Annotated in this window: 12 protein-coding genes and 1 pseudogene; 10 read left to right on the forward strand and 3 right to left on the reverse strand. The window is 47.8% G+C overall.

The genetic code is table 11. The features are described from left to right. The first annotated feature begins 242 nt into the window (after nucleotides 1–242). The 6 genes from cdaA (at nucleotide 243) to JJQ72_RS19585 (ending at nucleotide 8088) form a co-directional block, all read left to right on the forward strand. Nucleotides 243–1064: a diadenylate cyclase CdaA gene (gene cdaA, locus JJQ72_RS19560; protein ID WP_138227112.1), complete on the forward strand. Its 822-nt coding sequence runs from the start codon at nucleotides 243–245 to the stop codon at nucleotides 1062–1064. A 1-nt stretch (nucleotide 1065) separates the two neighbouring features. Continuing rightward, nucleotides 1066–2598, forward strand: a complete 1533-nt coding sequence (locus JJQ72_RS19565) for a CdaR family protein (RefSeq protein ID WP_208204711.1) — start codon at nucleotides 1066–1068, stop codon at nucleotides 2596–2598. Nucleotides 2599–2643: 45 nt separating this feature from the next. Next, on the forward strand, nucleotides 2644–3984 hold the full coding sequence (glmM, locus tag JJQ72_RS19570; protein WP_208204712.1) for a phosphoglucosamine mutase: 1341 nt from the start codon (nucleotides 2644–2646) through the stop codon (nucleotides 3982–3984). A gap of 643 nt (nucleotides 3985–4627) precedes the next feature. After that, complete coding sequence (glmS, locus tag JJQ72_RS19575; RefSeq protein ID WP_208204713.1) at nucleotides 4628–6460, forward strand: glutamine--fructose-6-phosphate transaminase (isomerizing); 1833 nt, start codon at nucleotides 4628–4630, stop codon at nucleotides 6458–6460. Nucleotides 6461–7181: 721 nt separating this feature from the next. Next, nucleotides 7182–7523, forward strand: a complete 342-nt coding sequence (locus tag JJQ72_RS20940) for a helix-turn-helix domain-containing protein (protein WP_208204714.1) — start codon at nucleotides 7182–7184, stop codon at nucleotides 7521–7523. Nucleotides 7524–7743: 220 nt separating this feature from the next. Then, the gene (locus tag JJQ72_RS19585) at nucleotides 7744–8088 is read left to right on the forward strand and encodes a hypothetical protein (RefSeq protein WP_208204715.1); all 345 of its coding nucleotides are present in this window, start codon (nucleotides 7744–7746) and stop codon (nucleotides 8086–8088) included. 64 nt (nucleotides 8089–8152) lie between these two features. Here JJQ72_RS19585 and JJQ72_RS19590 read toward each other — a convergent pair whose 3' ends face one another. After that, nucleotides 8153–9046: a hypothetical protein gene (locus tag JJQ72_RS19590; RefSeq protein ID WP_208204716.1), complete on the reverse strand. Its 894-nt coding sequence runs from the start codon at nucleotides 9044–9046 to the stop codon at nucleotides 8153–8155. A 240-nt stretch (nucleotides 9047–9286) separates the two neighbouring features. Between JJQ72_RS19590 and JJQ72_RS19595 the strand changes: the two genes are divergently transcribed. The 3 genes and pseudogenes from JJQ72_RS19595 to JJQ72_RS19605 all read left to right on the forward strand — a co-directional run bounded on the left by JJQ72_RS19595 (nucleotide 9287) and on the right by JJQ72_RS19605 (nucleotide 11417). After that, on the forward strand, nucleotides 9287–9802 hold the full coding sequence (locus JJQ72_RS19595) for a hypothetical protein (protein WP_208204717.1): 516 nt from the start codon (nucleotides 9287–9289) through the stop codon (nucleotides 9800–9802). 355 nt (nucleotides 9803–10157) lie between these two features. Beyond that, nucleotides 10158–10878 (forward strand): annotated as a pseudogene (locus JJQ72_RS19600) (IS5 family transposase). Between the two features lie 44 nt (nucleotides 10879–10922). Further along, nucleotides 10923–11417 (forward strand): hypothetical protein, encoded by a 495-nt coding sequence (locus JJQ72_RS19605; RefSeq protein WP_208204718.1) that lies wholly within the window; start codon nucleotides 10923–10925, stop codon nucleotides 11415–11417. A gap of 150 nt (nucleotides 11418–11567) precedes the next feature. Here JJQ72_RS19605 and JJQ72_RS19610 read toward each other — a convergent pair whose 3' ends face one another. Beyond that, nucleotides 11568–14099: a winged helix-turn-helix domain-containing protein gene (locus tag JJQ72_RS19610; RefSeq protein WP_243896284.1), complete on the reverse strand. Its 2532-nt coding sequence runs from the start codon at nucleotides 14097–14099 to the stop codon at nucleotides 11568–11570. A gap of 292 nt (nucleotides 14100–14391) precedes the next feature. Here JJQ72_RS19610 and JJQ72_RS19615 point away from each other — a divergent pair, with 292 nt between their 5' ends. Further along, on the forward strand, nucleotides 14392–17919 hold the full coding sequence (locus JJQ72_RS19615) for an RCC1 domain-containing protein (RefSeq protein WP_347880780.1): 3528 nt from the start codon (nucleotides 14392–14394) through the stop codon (nucleotides 17917–17919). A gap of 110 nt (nucleotides 17920–18029) precedes the next feature. Here the strand turns inward: JJQ72_RS19615 and JJQ72_RS19620 are convergent, their stop codons facing one another. Beyond that, nucleotides 18030–18872, reverse strand: a complete 843-nt coding sequence (locus JJQ72_RS19620; protein WP_208204721.1) for a LysR family transcriptional regulator — start codon at nucleotides 18870–18872, stop codon at nucleotides 18030–18032. Nucleotides 18873–19052 lie beyond the last annotated feature (180 nt).

The raw sequence follows: 19052 nt of genomic DNA on the forward strand, positions 1-19052 counted from the left end.
CAAGGGCTGCTGGATGAATTAGACACAATAGAGCGGTTTGAAGCGCCTGGACACGGTCGAATCTTGGGCGAGGTAACGCAAAAACAGGCTGATTTATTTCGAGCACTGGGAGTAGAGCCTCCCTCGTTATAAATTCCGGGAACTTAGGTTGCATCGGAGGGGCTAACGTTATAACCTAGAGTATGTAGAGCACATACTACATATATTAAAGGTTACTTAAAGAACATGGCGGGGGTTACTATATGGAGTATTTTGCGGACTTGACTTGGAAAGAGTCCATTAAAGATATTATCGATATCCTCATCGTCACTTATATCATATACCATCTGATTTTGCTCGTACGAGGAACGCGGGCGGTTCAGCTGCTGAAGGGGATTCTGGTGCTTGTCGTCATCTGGGCGCTTAGCACGTGGTTTGATCTATATACGCTAAAATGGCTGATGAACCAGATCTTTACGTTCGGGGTGCTGGCAATCTTTATTATTTTTCAGCCGGAGCTCCGCCGAGGTCTGGAGCAGCTGGGGCGCGGAAAGCTGTTCGGGCGGGCCGCGGATATGGATGAGCAGACTAATAAGTTAATCGGCGAAACCATTAAGGCCGTGAATTATTTATCACGTCGAAAAATAGGGGCGTTAATTGTGTTTGAACGCACGACGGGCCTGAACGAATACGTGGAATCCGGAATCTCGATGCGCTCTGTGCTGAGCTCGGAGCTGATCATTAATATTTTTATACCGAATACACCGCTGCATGACGGGGCTGTCATTATTCAGAACGGGCAAATTGCTGCAGCAGGCTGCTACCTGCCGCTGTCCGAGAATCCTTTTATCAGTAAGGAGCTGGGTACGCGCCACCGGGCGGCCATCGGGATCAGTGAGGTAGGAGATGCTATTTCTGTTGTCGTTTCGGAAGAGACGGGACAGGTCTCGCTGGCAATGAACGGACAGGTTGTCCGCGATATTAAAGAAGAATCACTGATTTCGAAGCTTTATGAACAATTGCGTCCGGCTGCCGCTGTAAAGGAGAAACGCTCGTTCTTCTGGAAACGGAAGGGAGACCGTTAGCATGGATAAATGGATTAAGAATAACACCGCTGCCAAGCTTATTGCTCTTGCTGTGAGCATGCTGCTATGGGTGATGGTGCATATTGAGAACGGTGTGCCTGCGCCGCCTACGACTTCGTTTGATACCAAAACGGTACAGGTGAATATCCAGACGTTCGGTTTTGATGATACTGCTTATGCCCTAACGGGGATCAGTGCCGATCAGGTGTCTTTAAGGGTGAAGGGGCGCCGAACGGATATTACGACGATTTTTGCCGATGAGTATAAGGTGAAGCTGGACTTAAGCGGGATCAAGTCTCCCGGCACACAGACACTGCCATTAACGCATTCGCTGCCCAATGGCGTGGAGCTGGTCTCGATGGACCCTTCTGTCGTCACGGTCACGGTGGAGGAACGCCAGTCTGAGACGGTTCCAGCGGCGGTCGGCACCAGCGGCGAGCTAGCTGAGGGCTACCGGCTGTCGGGACCGATCGAGGTGAATCCGAAGAATGTGCAGGTGACGATGCCGGAGTCAGAGCTTGCCAGGCTGTCCCAGGTGAAGGGCACGGTGGAGCTGGACGGGGCGAAGGAGTCTTTTGAAGAAAATCGGGTGAAGCTGACCGCATATGATCAGGAAGGAAATGAAATGACAGACGCTGTCATTAATCCGCCTGCTATTGCGGTTCAGGTTCCGGTGGAAGCGGGCTTTGTAAAGGTACCGCTGGAGGTTCAGTACACTGGCAGTCTGCCGGAGGGGCTCGTGCTTTCTGAAGCTGACCCGCGCATCACAGAGGTTACACTATACGGCGAGCCGGAGCAGATTGAGAGTATAAAGTCCTATAACGGTGCGTTGATTGACTTGTCAGAGCTGACAGAGGCAGGGACAACAGTGCTTTCGGCAGACTTGACGCCGCCTCCAGGATTTGAGAGAATCGAGCCGGGCTCCATGGAAGTGGAAATGACGGTTGTTGCGGTCAGCGAGCGGATGATGGATGATATTCCGATTTCGATCACGAATGTTCCTTCCGGTCTGAAGGCGGTCATGGTCGAGCCTGGACGTTCCTTCCTATCCATGACGCTGAAAGGGGCGCCGGCGCGGCTGGACGAGCTGCAGGTCCAAGATATCATTCTTTCCGCAGATGCCTCCGGGCTGGACGCAGGCATTCATGAAATCCCGTTAGAAGTTACCTTGCCCCGGTTTGTCAGCCGGGTGAACAACAGCCGCATTGTCATTACAGTAGAGCTAAGGGAGCCGGCTGAGCCTGCAACGGGAGAGCCTTCCGAGCCGCCGGGAAGTCCAGGCTCCAGCGATAATGATGGCAGAGAGCCGGTGCCTGAGCCGGAAGAGGAGCCTGACGGGGATCGCAGCGGAGAGAAGGATCCGATGCGTGAGGAAGATGACCGCGCTGGCTCCCAGCCTGGGAGCGGGACAGGCCCGGGAGAAGAGGAACCAGCTCCGGAACCCGGTAATGAGCCGGGCAATCCAGAGCGTGATCCAGCTGACGATCCGGAGAATGAAGCATCAACAGAGACGACAGACACCAGAGCAGAATAAATATATAATTGAAGCAGCATTTATACAAAAGGAGATCAAAGAACAATGGGGAAATATTTCGGTACTGATGGGGTCAGAGGCGTTGCAAACCAGGAATTAACCGCAGAAATGGCGTACAGCATTGGCCGCTGCGGCGGGTATGTTCTTGCAGGGAGCAAGGAGAAGCCAAACGTTGTCATTGGCATGGATACACGGATTTCCGGCGCGATGCTGGAGTCGGCACTGGCAGCAGGACTGCTGTCCATTGGCGCGAATGTCATTCGAGTGGGAGTCGTAAGCACACCGGCCGTCGCTTATATTACACGTTTACTAAAGGCGGATGCAGGGGTTATGATCTCGGCGTCGCATAATCCGGTGGAGGATAACGGCATTAAATTTTTTGGCGGTGATGGCTTCAAGCTGTCGGATGAAACGGAGCTGCAGATTGAGAAGCTGATGGACGCCGAGCAAGACGAGCTTCCTCGTCCTGTCGGTAAGGATTTGGGGCGCATGACCACAGATGAAGAGGCGAAGTACAAATATTTAGAATATTTGAAGACCACCATCAAGAACCGCTTTGACGGCTTGAAGATTGTGCTGGACTGTGCCCATGGAGCTGCATATGAGCTTGCTCCCCAGCTGTTCCGGGATTTGGGAGCAGAGGTTATTGCCATCGGCGCTGAGCCGAATGGACTGAACATTAATGAAGAGTGCGGTTCTACACATCCGGAGCTTCTGCGCGATGAGGTGCTGCGTCACGGTGCGGATCTGGGACTTGCTTTTGACGGCGATGCGGATCGCCTGATTGCGATCGACAGCACGGGAGATGAAGTGGATGGCGACTTTATTCTGTGCATCTGCGGAGATGCCATGAACCGCGCCGGATTGTTGAAGGAAGGCACCGTAGTGTCTACCGTCATGAGCAATATTGGCTTCTATAAAGCGTGCGAATCGCTGAAGCTGAAGACAGCCAAGACCGCAGTAGGTGACCGCTATGTGATGGAAGAGATGCGTAAAGGCGGCTATAATCTGGGCGGCGAGCAGTCGGGGCACGTTATTTTTCTCGATTACAATACTACAGGGGATGGCATTCTGACGGGAATTCAGCTGGTAGATACATTGGTATCGGCCGGGAAGCCGCTGAGCGAGCTGAAAAAGAGCATGCGCAAATATCCACAGGTGCTCGTCAATGTTCGCGTTGGGGATAAGAGCAAGTATGAGGGGAATCCAGGCATTCTTGCTGCCATTGCGGAGGTTGAAGGCATTCTTGGCAGCAATGGGCGGGTGCTGGTTCGTCCATCCGGTACAGAGTCATTGATTCGTGTAATGGCAGAAGGACCTGACAAGGAAGAGCTGGAGCGTTATGTTCAGCAGATTGCAGAAGTCGTGAAGCAGGAACTTGCGTAATTAGCGGTATTTTGTCCAGGAAAAGGCCGGAGAAGAGAAAGATCGCGTTTCACCGGCCTGCTCTTGGGTTGATACAACTAAGAGAGCTCCAATGGGCAGGAAGACCAGTTGCCAAACCGGCTGGAGATGCATATAATAAACCATGTTATTCAAAAATAGAAAGGCAGGGTTGTGAGGTTACTGAAGCTTTACAAGCGCCAGAGCTTGTGAATGCGCGGGGACGGCAGAGTAGCTTAGATGAAATCATGGAGTCTGACGGAAGAAACGCACAGTCACCATGGCTAAGCGAGATGCCAACGGCATTCCAAGCTGACGAGGTGGAGGTGTTCGAAATGTTCGGCGGGGACCTCCCGGTATGCTGCACCAGCCGTAAGCCGGATCGGAAAAGGAACAGGCGACTGTTCCCACAACGTGCCGGCAGGTGCCACTATACTAAACTGGAAAACCACGAGTGTCCGAGAACACGCGGTTTGATTTCGCGGTGGAGGAAGAGTGCATTCAAGGTTTCGGTGAATTCAGTCTGCGTGACAGGCTTGAACGTTGATAACTGAATAAATCATTCTTCTTTGTATTTTCTACCGCACATGCAGATCCGTGTTCTGTTGACGTCTCATCGTGGGACACCGAACGGAGGAATTTTATTATGTGTGGTATTGTTGGATATATTGGGAACCAGAAGACGCAAACGGTGCTGATCGAGGGATTGAAGAAGCTGGAGTACCGCGGGTACGATTCGGCAGGCATTGCCGTATTTACATCGGAGGGTCTTCAAGTTGCGAAAGCCAAAGGACGTCTGGCGAACCTGGAGTCGAAGCTGGAGAATGCTCCGCTCGTAGGAACTGCAGGAATTGGACATACACGTTGGGCTACGCATGGCAAGCCTTCGGATGTGAACTCCCATCCCCATACGGACGAAAGCCAGAAATTCTCGGTGGTGCATAACGGCATCGTGGAAAATTATCTTGAGCTTAAGGAAGAGCTGATAGAGCAAGGCCATCAGTTCGTGTCCGAGACGGATACCGAAGTGATCTCGCACCTTATTGCCCGTGAATACAACGGAAATATCGTTGAAGCGGTGCAGAAGGCGATTACCTTCATGCGTGGAGCGTTTGCTCTGGGTGTGCTGACTGAGTATGAGCCGGATAAGCTTGTAGCAGTGCGTCAAGCGAGCCCGCTGATTATTGGTATTGGCGAAGGCGAGAACTTTATTGGTTCCGATATTCCAGCTATTTTGAAATATACGCGTGATGTATACATTTTGAACGATGGCGAAATGGCTGTGCTTACGGCTGACGCTGTCGAATTGATGACGATTGAAGGGAATTTTATTTCTCGGGAAATGATTCATGTCGAATGGGATGCAGTCACTGCAGAAAAAGGCGGCTTTGATCATTTCATGCTCAAAGAAATTCACGAGCAGCCGAAGGCTTACCGTGACACAATGCTGGGCCGTGTGGATGAAAGCGGGCGCCGCGTCGTGTTCCAGGATTTGAAGCTGACGGAAGAACAGATCAAGAACATTCGGAATGTTCAGATTGTTGCCTGCGGGACGGCTTATCATGCCGGCTTGGTGGGACGCAGCGTCATTGAGCAGCTGGTTCGTATTCCTGCGGAGAATGATGTAGCATCTGAATATCGCTACCGCGATCCGATCGTAACTCCGGAAACCTTGGTCATTGTCGTCAGCCAATCCGGTGAAACTGCAGATACACTGGCAGCATTGCGTGAAGCGAAGAGCAAAGGTGCTCACGTGCTGGCTATTACGAACGTAGTTGGCAGCTCTATCGCCCGGGAAGCGGACGATGTCGTTGGAACCTTAGCAGGCCCTGAAATTGCAGTAGCCTCGACAAAGGCGTACAGCTCCCAGCTGATTGCTTTCTATCTGTTCGGTCTGTACCTTGCACAGGTTCGAGGTACAATTACCGAGGATGCAGCTGCTGAAATTATCGCTGCAATGGACGCCCTGCCGGAGCAGGTTGAGTCTATGCTGGCGAACACGGAAGCAATCAAGGGCTATGCCGAGCAGATCTCCAAGCACCAGCACTTGTTCTTTATTGGCCGTGGACAGGATTACGCTGTTGCCCAGGAAGGCTCTTTGAAGCTGAAAGAAATCTCTTACATCCACTCTGAAGCGTATGCTGCAGGGGAACTGAAGCACGGAACGCTGGCTTTGATTGAAGAAGGTATTCCTGTGATCGCTCTGGCCACGCAAGAGGATGTACTGGAGAAGACGGTCAGCAACATTAAGGAAGTTAAAGCACGTGGTGCCGATGTTATGGTAATCACGTACGAGGAGCATGTGGTGAACCTGCTGAAGTCTGTCGACCAGGCCTTCGCAATTCCAAAGACCCTGCCTGTCCTGACAGCAGCCCTGTCGGTGGTTCCACTGCAGCTGCTCGCGTACTACGCTTCCCTGGCCCTCGGCCACGACGTCGACAAGCCGCGTAATCTGGCGAAGAGTGTGACGGTGGAGTAGGGTGTGGGTTGGTGGAGTGAATTATTGTGAGATGCAAATAAACTCATATCCCTCTCTCCAAACTCGTATCAAAGCAAATAAAGTCGTATCAGAGCTGAGCAGTTCAGGATTATTTCCTGTCATTTGCTCAGCTTTTCTTTTGTTTCAGGGGATAGGGATTAGGGGAGATGGAAGGAAAATGCAGGCTCTTTCTCGAATCTTATCTCAGAGGCTTTTTTCAGGCTATTCAAGGCTTTTGGGGCGTTGAAGCGGGTTTACTCAGGCATTTGCCCAGGCTTTTTCTCAGGCTTTCCTATGCCCTATAGCCCTGTCTTATCCCTGTCCTTTCCCTGCATTTTCCGATACGACTTTATTTTCATTTCCCAAGCCATGTTTCAGGCAGTTCTCAGGCTTTTTCTCCTGTTTTGCCCATACGACTTTATTTACTCAAGTTGTCAGAAAGTACAGGGGAAAGGGGCGAGGAAAGGCGTAGTGACGGGCTTTTTTGAAGGTGAGGGGAGCGGGGGCGGAGCGATACGACTTTATTTTCGTTACATAATTATGTCCGGTAATAAAGATGTCTGGAAATAGTAAAAGATCTATGGAACCAGTAAAAGATGTGTGGAACCGAAATGTAAAATGAATGATTTTTAACATCTAGAAGGGAGCCCGCGGGATTGATTCGTGGCTCCCTTTTAAAATGCTAAAAAACAATATACATACTTCATGATTGGTGGTGAAAATGTTGAATGACATTGTCCATAAAATAAAATGTATCCGTAAAGAGAACAATTTAAACCAAGTTCAGTTTGCAAAAAGCATAGGAATTTCTCAAGGGAACCTGAGTGAAATTGAAATGGGGAATAGTAATCCGTCCGCGGAAACGCTTATATCAATACGAACACAATATAACGTGAACTTGAACTGGTTATTAACCGGAGTGGATACGGATGATGGTGTAACATATGTAGAAGAGATTGAGAAGAATTTAATAGATGTGTTCAGAAACCTTGATGATTACCATAAAAACGAAATAGTTGAAATAATACGCCTTAAATTGAGATTGAGATCATTACTTTATTAGTTATATATTTGGATTTCCCGTTTTAACCGGTTACATATTTTACAGACCTAATAGGTCATGGCATTTTACAACGAATAAAACACCAAGGTATTACTCTCAATGTTATGCGTAAAATCCATCGAGAGCTTGGACCAAATTTGATGTAAAATGATTCATAGGGAAGACCTCTTTCTTGTGAGTTGATTGTGGTGACTTAATTCTACAAGAAAGGTTTTCCTCTTTGCTAAGTATCTATTTACACAAGATATTTTACGCTCTCGCAATAAGACCTTTCAAGATTGGTTGGACTCCTACAGAAGAAATTTCAGTTAGACCAGGAGTACCGATTCGTGAATTTGCTGAACTTCAGGGTGGAATGATATACTATCAAACTAATAAAAAAAATAAAACACCGGTGAATACCCCTACACTTGTTACAGCCCCAGAAAAACAAACTAATCCTGCCCCCGAGACGTTATCTATGTCTGCTAAAATAATGGTTGCAGGGATAGTAACATATAAGGTCGGTAAGTTTATTATTTCTGTTGTGTTGGTACCTCCATCAGGGGGTCGAGTTTATTCTTGAACCTTGCACCGTAAGATGAATAAGAGGGGACAACCCATTAATTATGAGTTATCCCCTCTTTTAATTATTCAACCAATCTCGCGATGTACCTCGGTGGATATTCGAAGGATGGGACATGTTCATTATTGTCTTCGATACCGATACCTAGTAAAGGCCAAAAGTATTCTCTGAGTTTACGTAATTGGTCATCCGAGTAATCATTAATGTTATCCGTTAGTCCTAGTAATAAACCTAACTTATCCTGCTGGTCTAAAGACTCAATCACACCACATGGTGCATTTTTGCGAATACAATCTAAGCCGCCTAATTGATTAATATGGTGTGTGCTTAGATAATTGAGCCAGAAATAACCGCGTAAGCGCTGGGTGTAACCTGGCGGGCTGCTCGTGTCGATTGACCAGTGAGTCTCGAAAGGTGTTCTTGTATAACTGCTTGCAGCGGTGGATTCATAAGTAATGAAGCCTGTAACTCCTTCAAGTAAAATGATTGCTTGTTTAAATAAATCAACAAAATCATTTTGAACATGCGAAGGGATATAGTTGTTGAACAATCGTTCATTTAAAGATAGACTGAAACTATTTGGAAAAATTCTACTTTTTGCTAACTCTGGTGAATATGTAGAGGCTTGGTTACAGCTAATTCCCACAGTATAAAGCCCTGGATAATGCCGATCCATAGCTTCATCGTGAAGATCATAGTAGTGGAAGATATCTAGGCACTCAATTTTGCCTTGCAGGAAGTAATCGTAGACCTTCGATATATTCTTGTTGTTCATTTGCATGGTCTTTTCTTTACCATTCATGAATTCAATCATAATATCTAGATCTTCTTCAATGTATCCTAGAAAAAGATCGAAAAATTGTTGCAGTAAAGAGACGAGTTGTTCTCCTTTATCATTTAGTATTTTGTAGGTTGTAACATGCATGCTCATTGCTTTGGAAAAAACTAGGTTTTCCATAAACTACCCCCATTGGCATTGTTATTACGATAATCGCAAGACTCAGAACTAATTATATTTTAAGGTCAAATAGCTATAATTACCATAATGTTTAGTTTTGGAGCAATTAATGTTTCAAGCAATTTTTTTGGTTTCGTGCCTTTGCAGGGGCTCTGCTTACATAGGCTCCATGTCAAACCTATTCAAGGATTTTATTACTTGTATTTTGATAAGAACTATGAATAAAAAGAGGTGTTCAAAATGAGTGAATTTAGTGAAAGTTATCATCTGATGGCTGTAGATAGAGAAACAGCTATAGAACTAATTAAGAAGTCTGGAAACAAAGGATATGTATTTGAAGAAAAAAATGGATGGGTTACTTTCCTGATAGATGGACCAGGCTTTGATATAAATGAATCAGTTGTTCGGTGCAATTCTGGATTATTGGCTCATTATATTTACGCAGAAGATCATGGGTGGCAATTTCAAATTTTCAATAAAGATAAGATTGTCTTTGATTACAAATGTGATTGGAGTGATGAAATAATCATTGATAAAGATTGTTTTGATTTAGAGGTGATTAACGAGTTGATTGTCAGTCAAGGAAATGAAACAAGTAACATAGAAGAAATTTTTGATATTGATGAATATGATTTTGAGGACCCACCGGCATATCAGTTAGCTGAAAAAATTGGATTAGTAAATTATGAATGGATATCCTTAGATTATTTGATTAGTGATGACTTAAATAATAAAGCGATAGTCTATGTAGGATAATATATGTGATACTCCAGCCTACAAAAATAATGTGACTTGATCTGGACTTTTAATTACGTCAGATTAACACTTTCATGATCGGGACTGTTCTACGTTTGAACACCATGAGTCTCGCTCAATTAATTTTATGTTATCTTTTTTAAGTGTTCCATATGCCTTGCAATCTTTATGGAATATATTCACCCTTTCCGTATGCATTATTGAGCTAGGGGTGCAAAATCCTGGGTGGTGGAGTAGAGAACATCTCCTTACGATATTGCCTAGGGCGTGTCTTCAAACCACTCGGGTTGTCTTAATCTGGTAAAATGAAGGTATGAGATAACAATACGAGTTACGTGACGACCAGTGGGACAAGATGAAAGACTTGCTGCCTGCGGAGCGGAAAGCTCAGGGCGGCCTGCCTGCCAAAGACAACCGAATTATGATCAATGCAATGCTGTGGATTGCTCGAAGCGGAGCGCCATGGCGGGATGTACCGAAATATTACGGACCATGGAAGTCGGTCTACACTCGATTTCGACGCTGGGAGAAAGCAGGTGTATTCCATTAAGTTTTAGAGTGCCTCGCATCGGAACCCGATTTGGAAAGCTTAATGATTGATGCCTCGATCGTCCGTGTACATCAGCATGGTGCTGGCGCAAAAGGGGGCCAGACAAGCAAGCAATCGGGAGATCCCGAGGAGGCATAACTACGAAAATTTATGCGGTCGTTGATGCGTTAGGATGCCCGCTGAGCATCGTTCTTTCTCCTGGCAACACACATGATGGTGTGATTGGATATGAGATGCTTCAGAATCTGGATTTAACCAATAAGCAGGTCATCGCAGATCGAGGGTATGACACTAATCAAATTCTCGATCTACTGAAGGAACAGCAAGCTACATCAGTTATTCAACCTAAGAAGAACCGTGTAAAGCAACGAAAATGTGACTGGTGGTTGTCAAAGAACGCCACTTAGTCGAATGCTTTTTCAATAAACTGAAGAAATATCGACGTTAGGCTACTCGCTATGAGAAGCTGGCCTGTACCTTTGCGGCCTTTTTATCCTTGGCATCTAGCTTAGTTTGGCTTGCCTAGGTTTGAAGACACGCCCTAGAATGATAAAAAAAGGAGACCTATCAATGATAAGGAAAGTAAGTTGGAAATCTCTTGTCGTAATATCGTTTATGGTACTCGTTATGATTATTTTAGCGGTTATTATAAGCGTTAAGACGAAGGAAATTAAAGGGTACCAGCATTATATTTCGGCCCATCTTATCACTAATATTTCTGAATTGGTTACTCGAGTTTCCAATTCGGATCTATCATTGAACGAAGCAATTACAAATAGAAGCTTAAGTGTATATGAAGCAAATTTTCTTAGTTCTAACCTTTTAGAAATCAGTCATAAGGTTAACGCTTTAAACAAACTGGCGCAAGATATAAAAAATGAAGATCCAAATCACTTAATAAGTTCGGCGGCGGTAGAGCATCATATGTTTATTAATAAACAGATCATCCATCAACCCATACATGAGTTGAATTTATTGCAAAACGATGCGATTTTGGAATTAAAGGATAAGGATATTGAGGAACTCAAACTGATACAGAAGGATATATCTCATGGAAAGAAGTAATATATAAGGCTTTGGGAATAAGCGCAGCACCGTTACCAGAACAATATATACAGGAACATTCAAGGGGTTTTATAACAAAGAAAGATTGGTTTAATCTCTATCGCGAATTACAAAACTACACGAGTTAGCTCGAGCCCGGTTAAAGCCCCTTTAATTATCTCCATCCAAAATTCCCAACGCTTGTGCTTTAACGAGTGCCTGAGTACGGGTGGACACCTCCAACTTGTCATACAGCCGTGAGAGATATACGCGGATGGTGCCCTGAGAAAGAGACAAATTTGCTGCGATCTCCTTATTGGATGCCCCTTGCCGGATCTGGTTCAGCAGATCAAGCTCAGTTCGGCTTAAGGCTTCGGGGAGGGAAGGTGTCAATTCCGCGGCAGCAGCGAGTTCGACTTCATGGGGTTGCGGAAACTGTTTGCCCAGCATGCGGACATAGTCGAGCAGCTTCCCTTCTGCTTCAGCGTCATGCCGAACTTCCGAGCGCTCAGCGTACTGTTTCAGCAAATGCTGCATTTCCGGCCCCTCATCCAGAAAACTTCGGATATATCCATGTTGACTTCCTAAAGTCAAGGCCTCAGAAAGAAAAGTCATTCCCCGCGTAACCTGACCTCTCTGCGTTTCTAGCAGCGCCTGCAAAATAGAGATTTCCACGAGACTCGCAATTTGCTGTTCCCGTGCGGCTTGAAGTTTTAACAGCTCCAGCAGCCGAAGACCTTCAGGCTCTTTGCGCTGTCTACCCAAGAGGCGGACAAGGGTCAAGATTTGAAACTCTCGGCTATAAATGGGTTTATCCTTGGGCCGGATGCCTAAGGCTGCGACTTCTTTTCTGGCTTGCGTTATGTTTCGCTCCTGTAGTAATAGTCTGGCCCGAAATGCACGGAGCTCCAGCACCCATGTATGTTCATTTCTAGACAGCACAGATTGCTGGGTCTCGTCAATAATATGATGGGCCAGTGTGTACTGCCCCTCCGCTGCTGCCAGGCGAGCCTCGGTGATCCGAAGAGGAATCAGCAGCCCCAGGGTATCCACACTGCTCCTGGACTTCGCAATTTCTCCAGCCAGACGCCGGCTGTCTTCCAGCCGGTTCCACTCATAATATCCCTCGCATAGTGACTGCTTGACATAGAGATGTATCAGTGATTCTTTCCACCCGTGGGCAGCAAGTACGTCGGTAAACATGAGCCCGATTTTCTCGGTATCGCGTGATAAGACACCGTTCAAGCCCATTGAGGTGAGCCTTACCAGCGGCTCGCGAAGATTGTAGTCAAAGTGAAGATATATCGGATTGTCCGGGATAATGTTATCCAGAATACCTTGACTGAACACAAACCATTTCTCGAAATCTCCGTTTCGAAACACCAGATTGGAGCGTACGAACAGCATGCTGCTTTGCAATTGGTTCCGCCGTTCCGAAGATGACATATTGGCACAGATCTGTTCCAGCTTCGTCAAAATCTCTTCGGCCTGCTTCATGTCTCCCGTTAGCACTAGCACAAAGGCATGAAACAAGGACAACTCGTGCGAAAGTGTGTGATGGGAAGATATATGATCCAGCCACTTGCAAAGTGTCGTCAGTTCCCCGCGGCGCAGGACATGCTGAAGATGAGATGACAGATACAATTCAGCAAGATCATAATTCTCCGCCTGTATGGCGTGCTCCAGCGCTTCATCCATCCAGCCATTCTCCGCGAAATGCTGTCCTGCCAGCACATGAAGCTGCCTGTAGACTGAAGGATGTTCGAGCAACAGCCGATGCTGCAAAAACTCGGCGAACAGATGATGATATCGGAACCATCGGTCCTGCTCATCCAGCGGAACCAGAAATAAATTCAGCTTTTGCAGCTGATTCAGCATGAGCTGGCCGTTACTCAGGTTTGTCACGGCATTGCATGCAGCTGTATCCAAACGGGAGAGAACGGATGTTTTTAACAAGAAGTCCTGTGTTTCCTCCGAAAGCTTGGACATCACTTCGCTGACAAGATACTCTCCCAAATGGCGGTGATCTCCACCGATGACGTGCATAAACAGCTCATCCGGGCTTGAACTTTGTAGGGACAAGGAGGCGAGCTGAAGTGCGGTTACCCAACCTTCAGTCTGTTTCGTTAGGTCCCGAATCTGCTGATCTGTAATAAACATAGAGGTATGTCCGTATAAGGAATGGAGGTACTCTCGGGTTTCTTCTTCGTTAAATTGGAGCTGCTCCATGGAAATATCGGCAGCCTGCTTCTGGACTCTCCAACGGATGGTAGAGAACGGCAACTCGGTTCGGGAAGAGAGAAGGATGTGAATGTGCTGCGGCAGATAGTCGATCAGATAACTCAGATTATCATGAATTGTTGGATGATCTATGACGTGAAGATCATCCAGGATAATATAGCTTTCGCTGGGAAGCTCGGACAGCTCATAGAGGAGTGTATCCAGAAACATGCCTGATGAAGCTCCAGGCAGCATATCTGCAAGGGTCAGAAAGCGGCTCTTCAGATCTGTGGGCAGAGAGGTGTACAGGGAGCCCACGACGTAACGCCAGAAACGGACGGGATCATTATCTCTGTCATCCAGCGTCAGCCAGGCATGTACTTTCCGTTCATGCGCGGCGGCAGTTCTCCATTGAGCCAGCAGAGTAGACTTGCCGTATCCGGCTGGCGCAATGATCGAGGTGACCTTCCCCTGGCTTCCCAATGTAATTTGTTCTATTAACTGCTGCCTGTGTATTACATTATCTTTTAAAACAGGCGGTGAGATTTTTGCCTGTATCATCGGTATCTTAATGGGCATTGACTTCGTTCCTCGCCGTTTGTGACGTTATAGGTCGAACTATTTTGATTATAGGGGAAAAAAGATAAAAAGTTAACATTTGTCAATGTTTCTCCCTGAATTCCTTTGCTACCATGGGGTCTAAACCGAGAAGGAAGGCTTTAAAATGAAGCGGGAGGGATCAAGGTTGAGGAGGTTAGGCAGGATTTTGCTGAGTGTGTGTCTGCTGCTGGGACCGCTGAGCGGCTGGACAGGCGAAGAGACGGTTTATGGAAATCCGGGGAGTTCTCCGGTAGATCCTAAGCTGGCTGCAGGTTTTTATCATGCGGTTTCGCTGGTTAGCAGCGGTGATGTTTATACCTGGGGACAGAATACGAATGGTCAGTTAGGGAATGGAACTACGGTTCCCCGGAGTATTCCGGTTAAAACAACAAATATAGGCGATGTCATTGAGATTGCCACGGGGGCCCGAAGCTCCATGGCGCTGAAAAGAGACGGTACAGTATGGAGCTGGGGAGCGAACGAACAAGGAGAGCTTGGCATTGGCTCCGAAGAAAATGTGAGTGTTCCGGTTCAGGTGCAGGGCCTGCCAACCATACAGGCCATTGCTGGGGGTGTCGGATACCACAAGCTGGCACTGGATGAAGAAGGTGAAGTATGGGGCTGGGGCAGAAATGAGGGGGGGCAGGTCGGAGATGGCACTTTTATCAAAAGAACCTCACCCGTGAAGGTTCAGGGATTAAAGGATGTTATTCAGATTGCTGCTGGGGAATATAACAGTCTTGCGTTAAAAAGCGATGGTACCGTCTGGGCCTGGGGTCATAACGACTATGGCGAAATCGGAGACGGTACGAAAACCAGCAGATCGATTCCAGTACAGGTAAGTGGTTTGAGCGATGTGTTGGCCGTCTCGGCAGGCACTTTTTTCAGCATTGCACTTAAGAAAGATGGTACCGTCTGGGCTTGGGGGCGCAACCTCTATGCCACGCTGGGCGACGGAAGCAGAAGTGACCGTTCCTTGCCTGTACAGGTCCAAAATCTTCAGAATATTACAAAAATAAGTGCGGGAGCACACCACAGTCTAGCCCTTGATGCCGCTGGGTACGTATGGGGCTGGGGGGATAACAACAGCGGACAGCTGGGGCAGGGACACGTACTTTTGACCAATGTACCTCTTCAAGCTGCAAGTATGGATCGTGTCATTGATATTGCAGCGGGCGGTTATTTCAGTTTGGCGCTGAAGGACAGCGGCATAGTATGGGCATGGGGATATGGAAGGAACGGAGAGATGGGAGATAATACGTCGAACAGCCGGACGTTGCCCGCTGTCACCAGGGCGGTTCTAGACACGACGGCACCGGTGCCAGACACAGGCCTGATACATGCTTTGGAAACAGAGGCTGGAACCGTAGTACTGGATTGGAACGCAGCCAGCGACAACCTGATCTCCTCAGACCGGCTGGAGTATCTGCCATACGTCTCAACCAGTGCGGTGATCGACACCGTGGCGCGCATTGAACAGTATGGAACTCCGCTTGGCTTTTATACGCCGGCATTGTTGCAGCAGACGGTATCCAATCTGGAGCCGGGCAAAACCTATTACTTTAACGTCATTGTAAGGGATAAGGCGGGATATAAGGCGGCATACACGGTAAAGCCGTTGGCCATGGCTAAACCCAAACGATTTACGGTGACATATGACGGAAATGGAAGCACGGCAGGAAGTGAGCCGACAGATCCAGCCATCTATGCAGAAGATGATGTTGTGAAGGTACCTGGCAACATCGGAGGGTTGTCACGAGACGGATATGAATTCATAGGATGGAGCACGGCAGCAGACGGCAGCGGGAATGCCTATGCCCCGGGAGATTTCCTTCGGATCGCTGATCATCATGTTACGCTTTATGCGCACTGGAGGATTGCTTCGGTAGACCTGCCTGATCCAGGTCCAGCGCTAGATGTATATCTTCAGCAGGTGGGACTCAAATCTGATGCAGGTCCGGTGTTGTTGTCACCAGGCTTCACCAGAACGGTTTATAATTATGAGGCAGCCATTAAGCATGACAGTGGTAATATTTCAGTTACTGCAGATGTATATGGCAGTAAAGCCCGGGTTACAGTCAGTGTATACGGTCAGGCGGGAGATCTCATTTCCGGTCCGCAGGTACTCAGTTCCGGACTCGAAAGCCCTGCTCTTCCACTGCCAAGCGGTAACAGCAGGATTGAACTGGAGGTTTCAGCGGCGGCAGGGGTGCAACAGATCTACACCGTTACGTTAGTCAGGGATCATAAATCCGGTGAGGAAGATCCAGAAGACGATGAGGGTGGTTCTCCAGGTCAGGGTGAAGGTCCTCCGGCTGAGCCTCCTGTAGCACCGATAACGGGAGGTTCAGGACAGTCGGGTTCAGGCGAACCGACTGCTCCGGTCCATGGTCATTCTTCGTCCAGCGCCGAGCGCCTTGAAATAACGGCATTGGTGAATAATCGTGCGTTATCAGGTGTGGTTAAGGCAACCGTGAAACAGGAAAAGGATGACCTTATCGCAGATGTAATCCTGAAGGGTGGCTTACTGTCATCATCTTTGGCACAGAGCAAGAATGAGGTTGAGGTATTCATTACGGTTCCTGCAGATGTGAAGCAGATCAAGCTGGACGTTGATAGGGTGGCAATGGAGCTTCTGCGAAGCCGTCAGGGGGTGATTAAGCTTCAAACCTCAGTCGGTCTGCTGACATTCCCTGTACGAGGAATCCCGGAGCCGGCAGTGAGTCAAGCCCAAGGAGGAGCGGCAGTATCGGTCCAATTGTCGATGGCGGAACGGGAAGCTCAAGAGAGCATTTCCAGAGCGGCCTTCGCGCAGGGATACCGGTTGCTCGGCGTGCCGGTAGAACTGAAAATATCGGTTCCTTCTGGTGATAGCTTGAAGTCTGTAGCGAGCTTTAGCCGGATGGTAGAATTGAGAATTCCAAGATCAGAAGCAGAAGAAGAGCGTGGAAGTGAGGTCACAACAGCTGCTGTATGGCAGGCGGGAAATCCGCTGCGGCATGTTCCTGCAAGCATGAAGCTGCAGGATGGTAAAGCTCTCCCTGAGGTAGTGCTGAGCACATTGGCACCCGGTACATTTGTACTGCTTCAGGAGATCTCTTCTCCCGTCTTCGAGGATCTTCGCGGACACTGGTCTGAGCCTGCGGTAAAGAGCCTGGCATCCAAAATGATTGTTCAGGGTCATGGAGGTCCGAATTCAGTAAGTTATGCACCAAATGCACCGATTACACGTGCAGAGCTGCTCGCCATAATGGTTCGAGCCCTTGGTCTGCAGGCTGATACTTACCGTGATAAAGGACCCAAGGCTTCTCCATTTACAGATGTAAAGGTCAGTGACTGGTTTTATGACACTGTGGGTGCTGCCTATGAGTATGGTATCGTTCAGGGATATGGGGATGGGGCCTTGAGACCATCAAGCCCTGTTACTCGCCAGGAAGCGATGGTCCTGATGATGAGGCTGTCTGAAACAGCAGGGGGAAGGCTTACGCTCACTCTGGACGAATCGGTGTTGTCGGGGTATACAGACAAGAGCACACTTTCTTCGTGGGCAGAGCAGGCCGCAGCATTATTCATTCAACATGGCGTGATTCAAGGCTCAAGCCAGGAGCTTCGTCCGACAGGTGTCTTGACCCGGGCGGAGGCTGCTGTCATGACAGAGAGACTGCTGGTCAAGACCGGACTTATAAAGTCGGGTTCCTTTTGATAGGGCGCGTACCAGAGGAGTTACTGCTGCACATATAAATATGGGGCTGTCTTATTAGAGATCATGGATCTTTGTGAGGCGGCCTTGTGCTGCTGACGGAGTGAATCCCACTATCGAATCATAGCCAAGACCTTTCTTCCTACCTTTTCATCTCGGGCCATAATGGACACCTTGCGTTTTACATCAAAATTCTCAATCGGAATGGCCCGTAAATCAGCAGAAAGTCGTTCAGCAAAAATATCTGGCAGGATCGAAATGCCAATACGGGCTTCAATAAAGCCAAGAATGCTATGTCCGAATTCAATTTCGGAGGAGATGTTCAGCGTGGCTCCGAGATTTTCAAATTCTTTTTCAATGAGTCGCCGGGCGTCGCAGGTTTCAAGGAGCATCAGAAATTCTTCATCTTTGATATCTTCGAAATAAACGTTTTCCCGTGTCCCATAAATAGGGTGGTCCTTATGGACGTAAAGTCGGAAGCCTTCAGCAAAAAGGAAGGTCGAGAAGAACGGATGATCGATTCCCGTGTTATCAAACAGTGCGACATCAATCTTGCCCTCCTTCAAAAAGCTTAGCAATTCCACATAGCTGTGGGAGATTCTGAGGCTGTAGTCTGAGCGGTTCGTAAAGGCAAGTTTTTTCGGCAAGTAGGAGGTGGCTACACTGGGCCAGGCCCCGATGGCGATACCTTTTAATCCCTGCTCCATCGCAATGGCTTTTTTGACCTCGTTCCATTCATTGCGGATCGTCTTTGCCGCAGGCAAAAGCTGTTCGCCGGCCTTTGTTAAAGTCACCCCGGTTGTAGATCGGACAAACAATTCAGCCCCGACATCCCCCTCTAAAGTTCTGATTTGCTTGCTAAGGGCAGGCTGTGTCAGGTTCAACTGCTCGCTGGCTTTTGTCAAGCTGGCTGTTTCGACGGTGGTCAAAAAAGCGTCAATCCATTCGATCCTCATCGTGTTCTCTCCATAACGTGTGGTTATGACCACCTAACTTAGTGGAAGTACCATCTTTTTTATTGTGATGATAACGTAATGCTGTACCAAAAACAAATGGAAGCTTCCCTGATGAAACCGCAATATGCTACCTGAGACTGAAAAGCTGTTCGTGGCTAAGGAAAAGATTACGGTAGGGTT

This window comes from Paenibacillus sp. F411 (assembly GCF_017582705.1).
GTDB lineage: Bacteria > Bacillota > Bacilli > Paenibacillales > Paenibacillaceae > Paenibacillus_AQ > Paenibacillus_AQ algicola.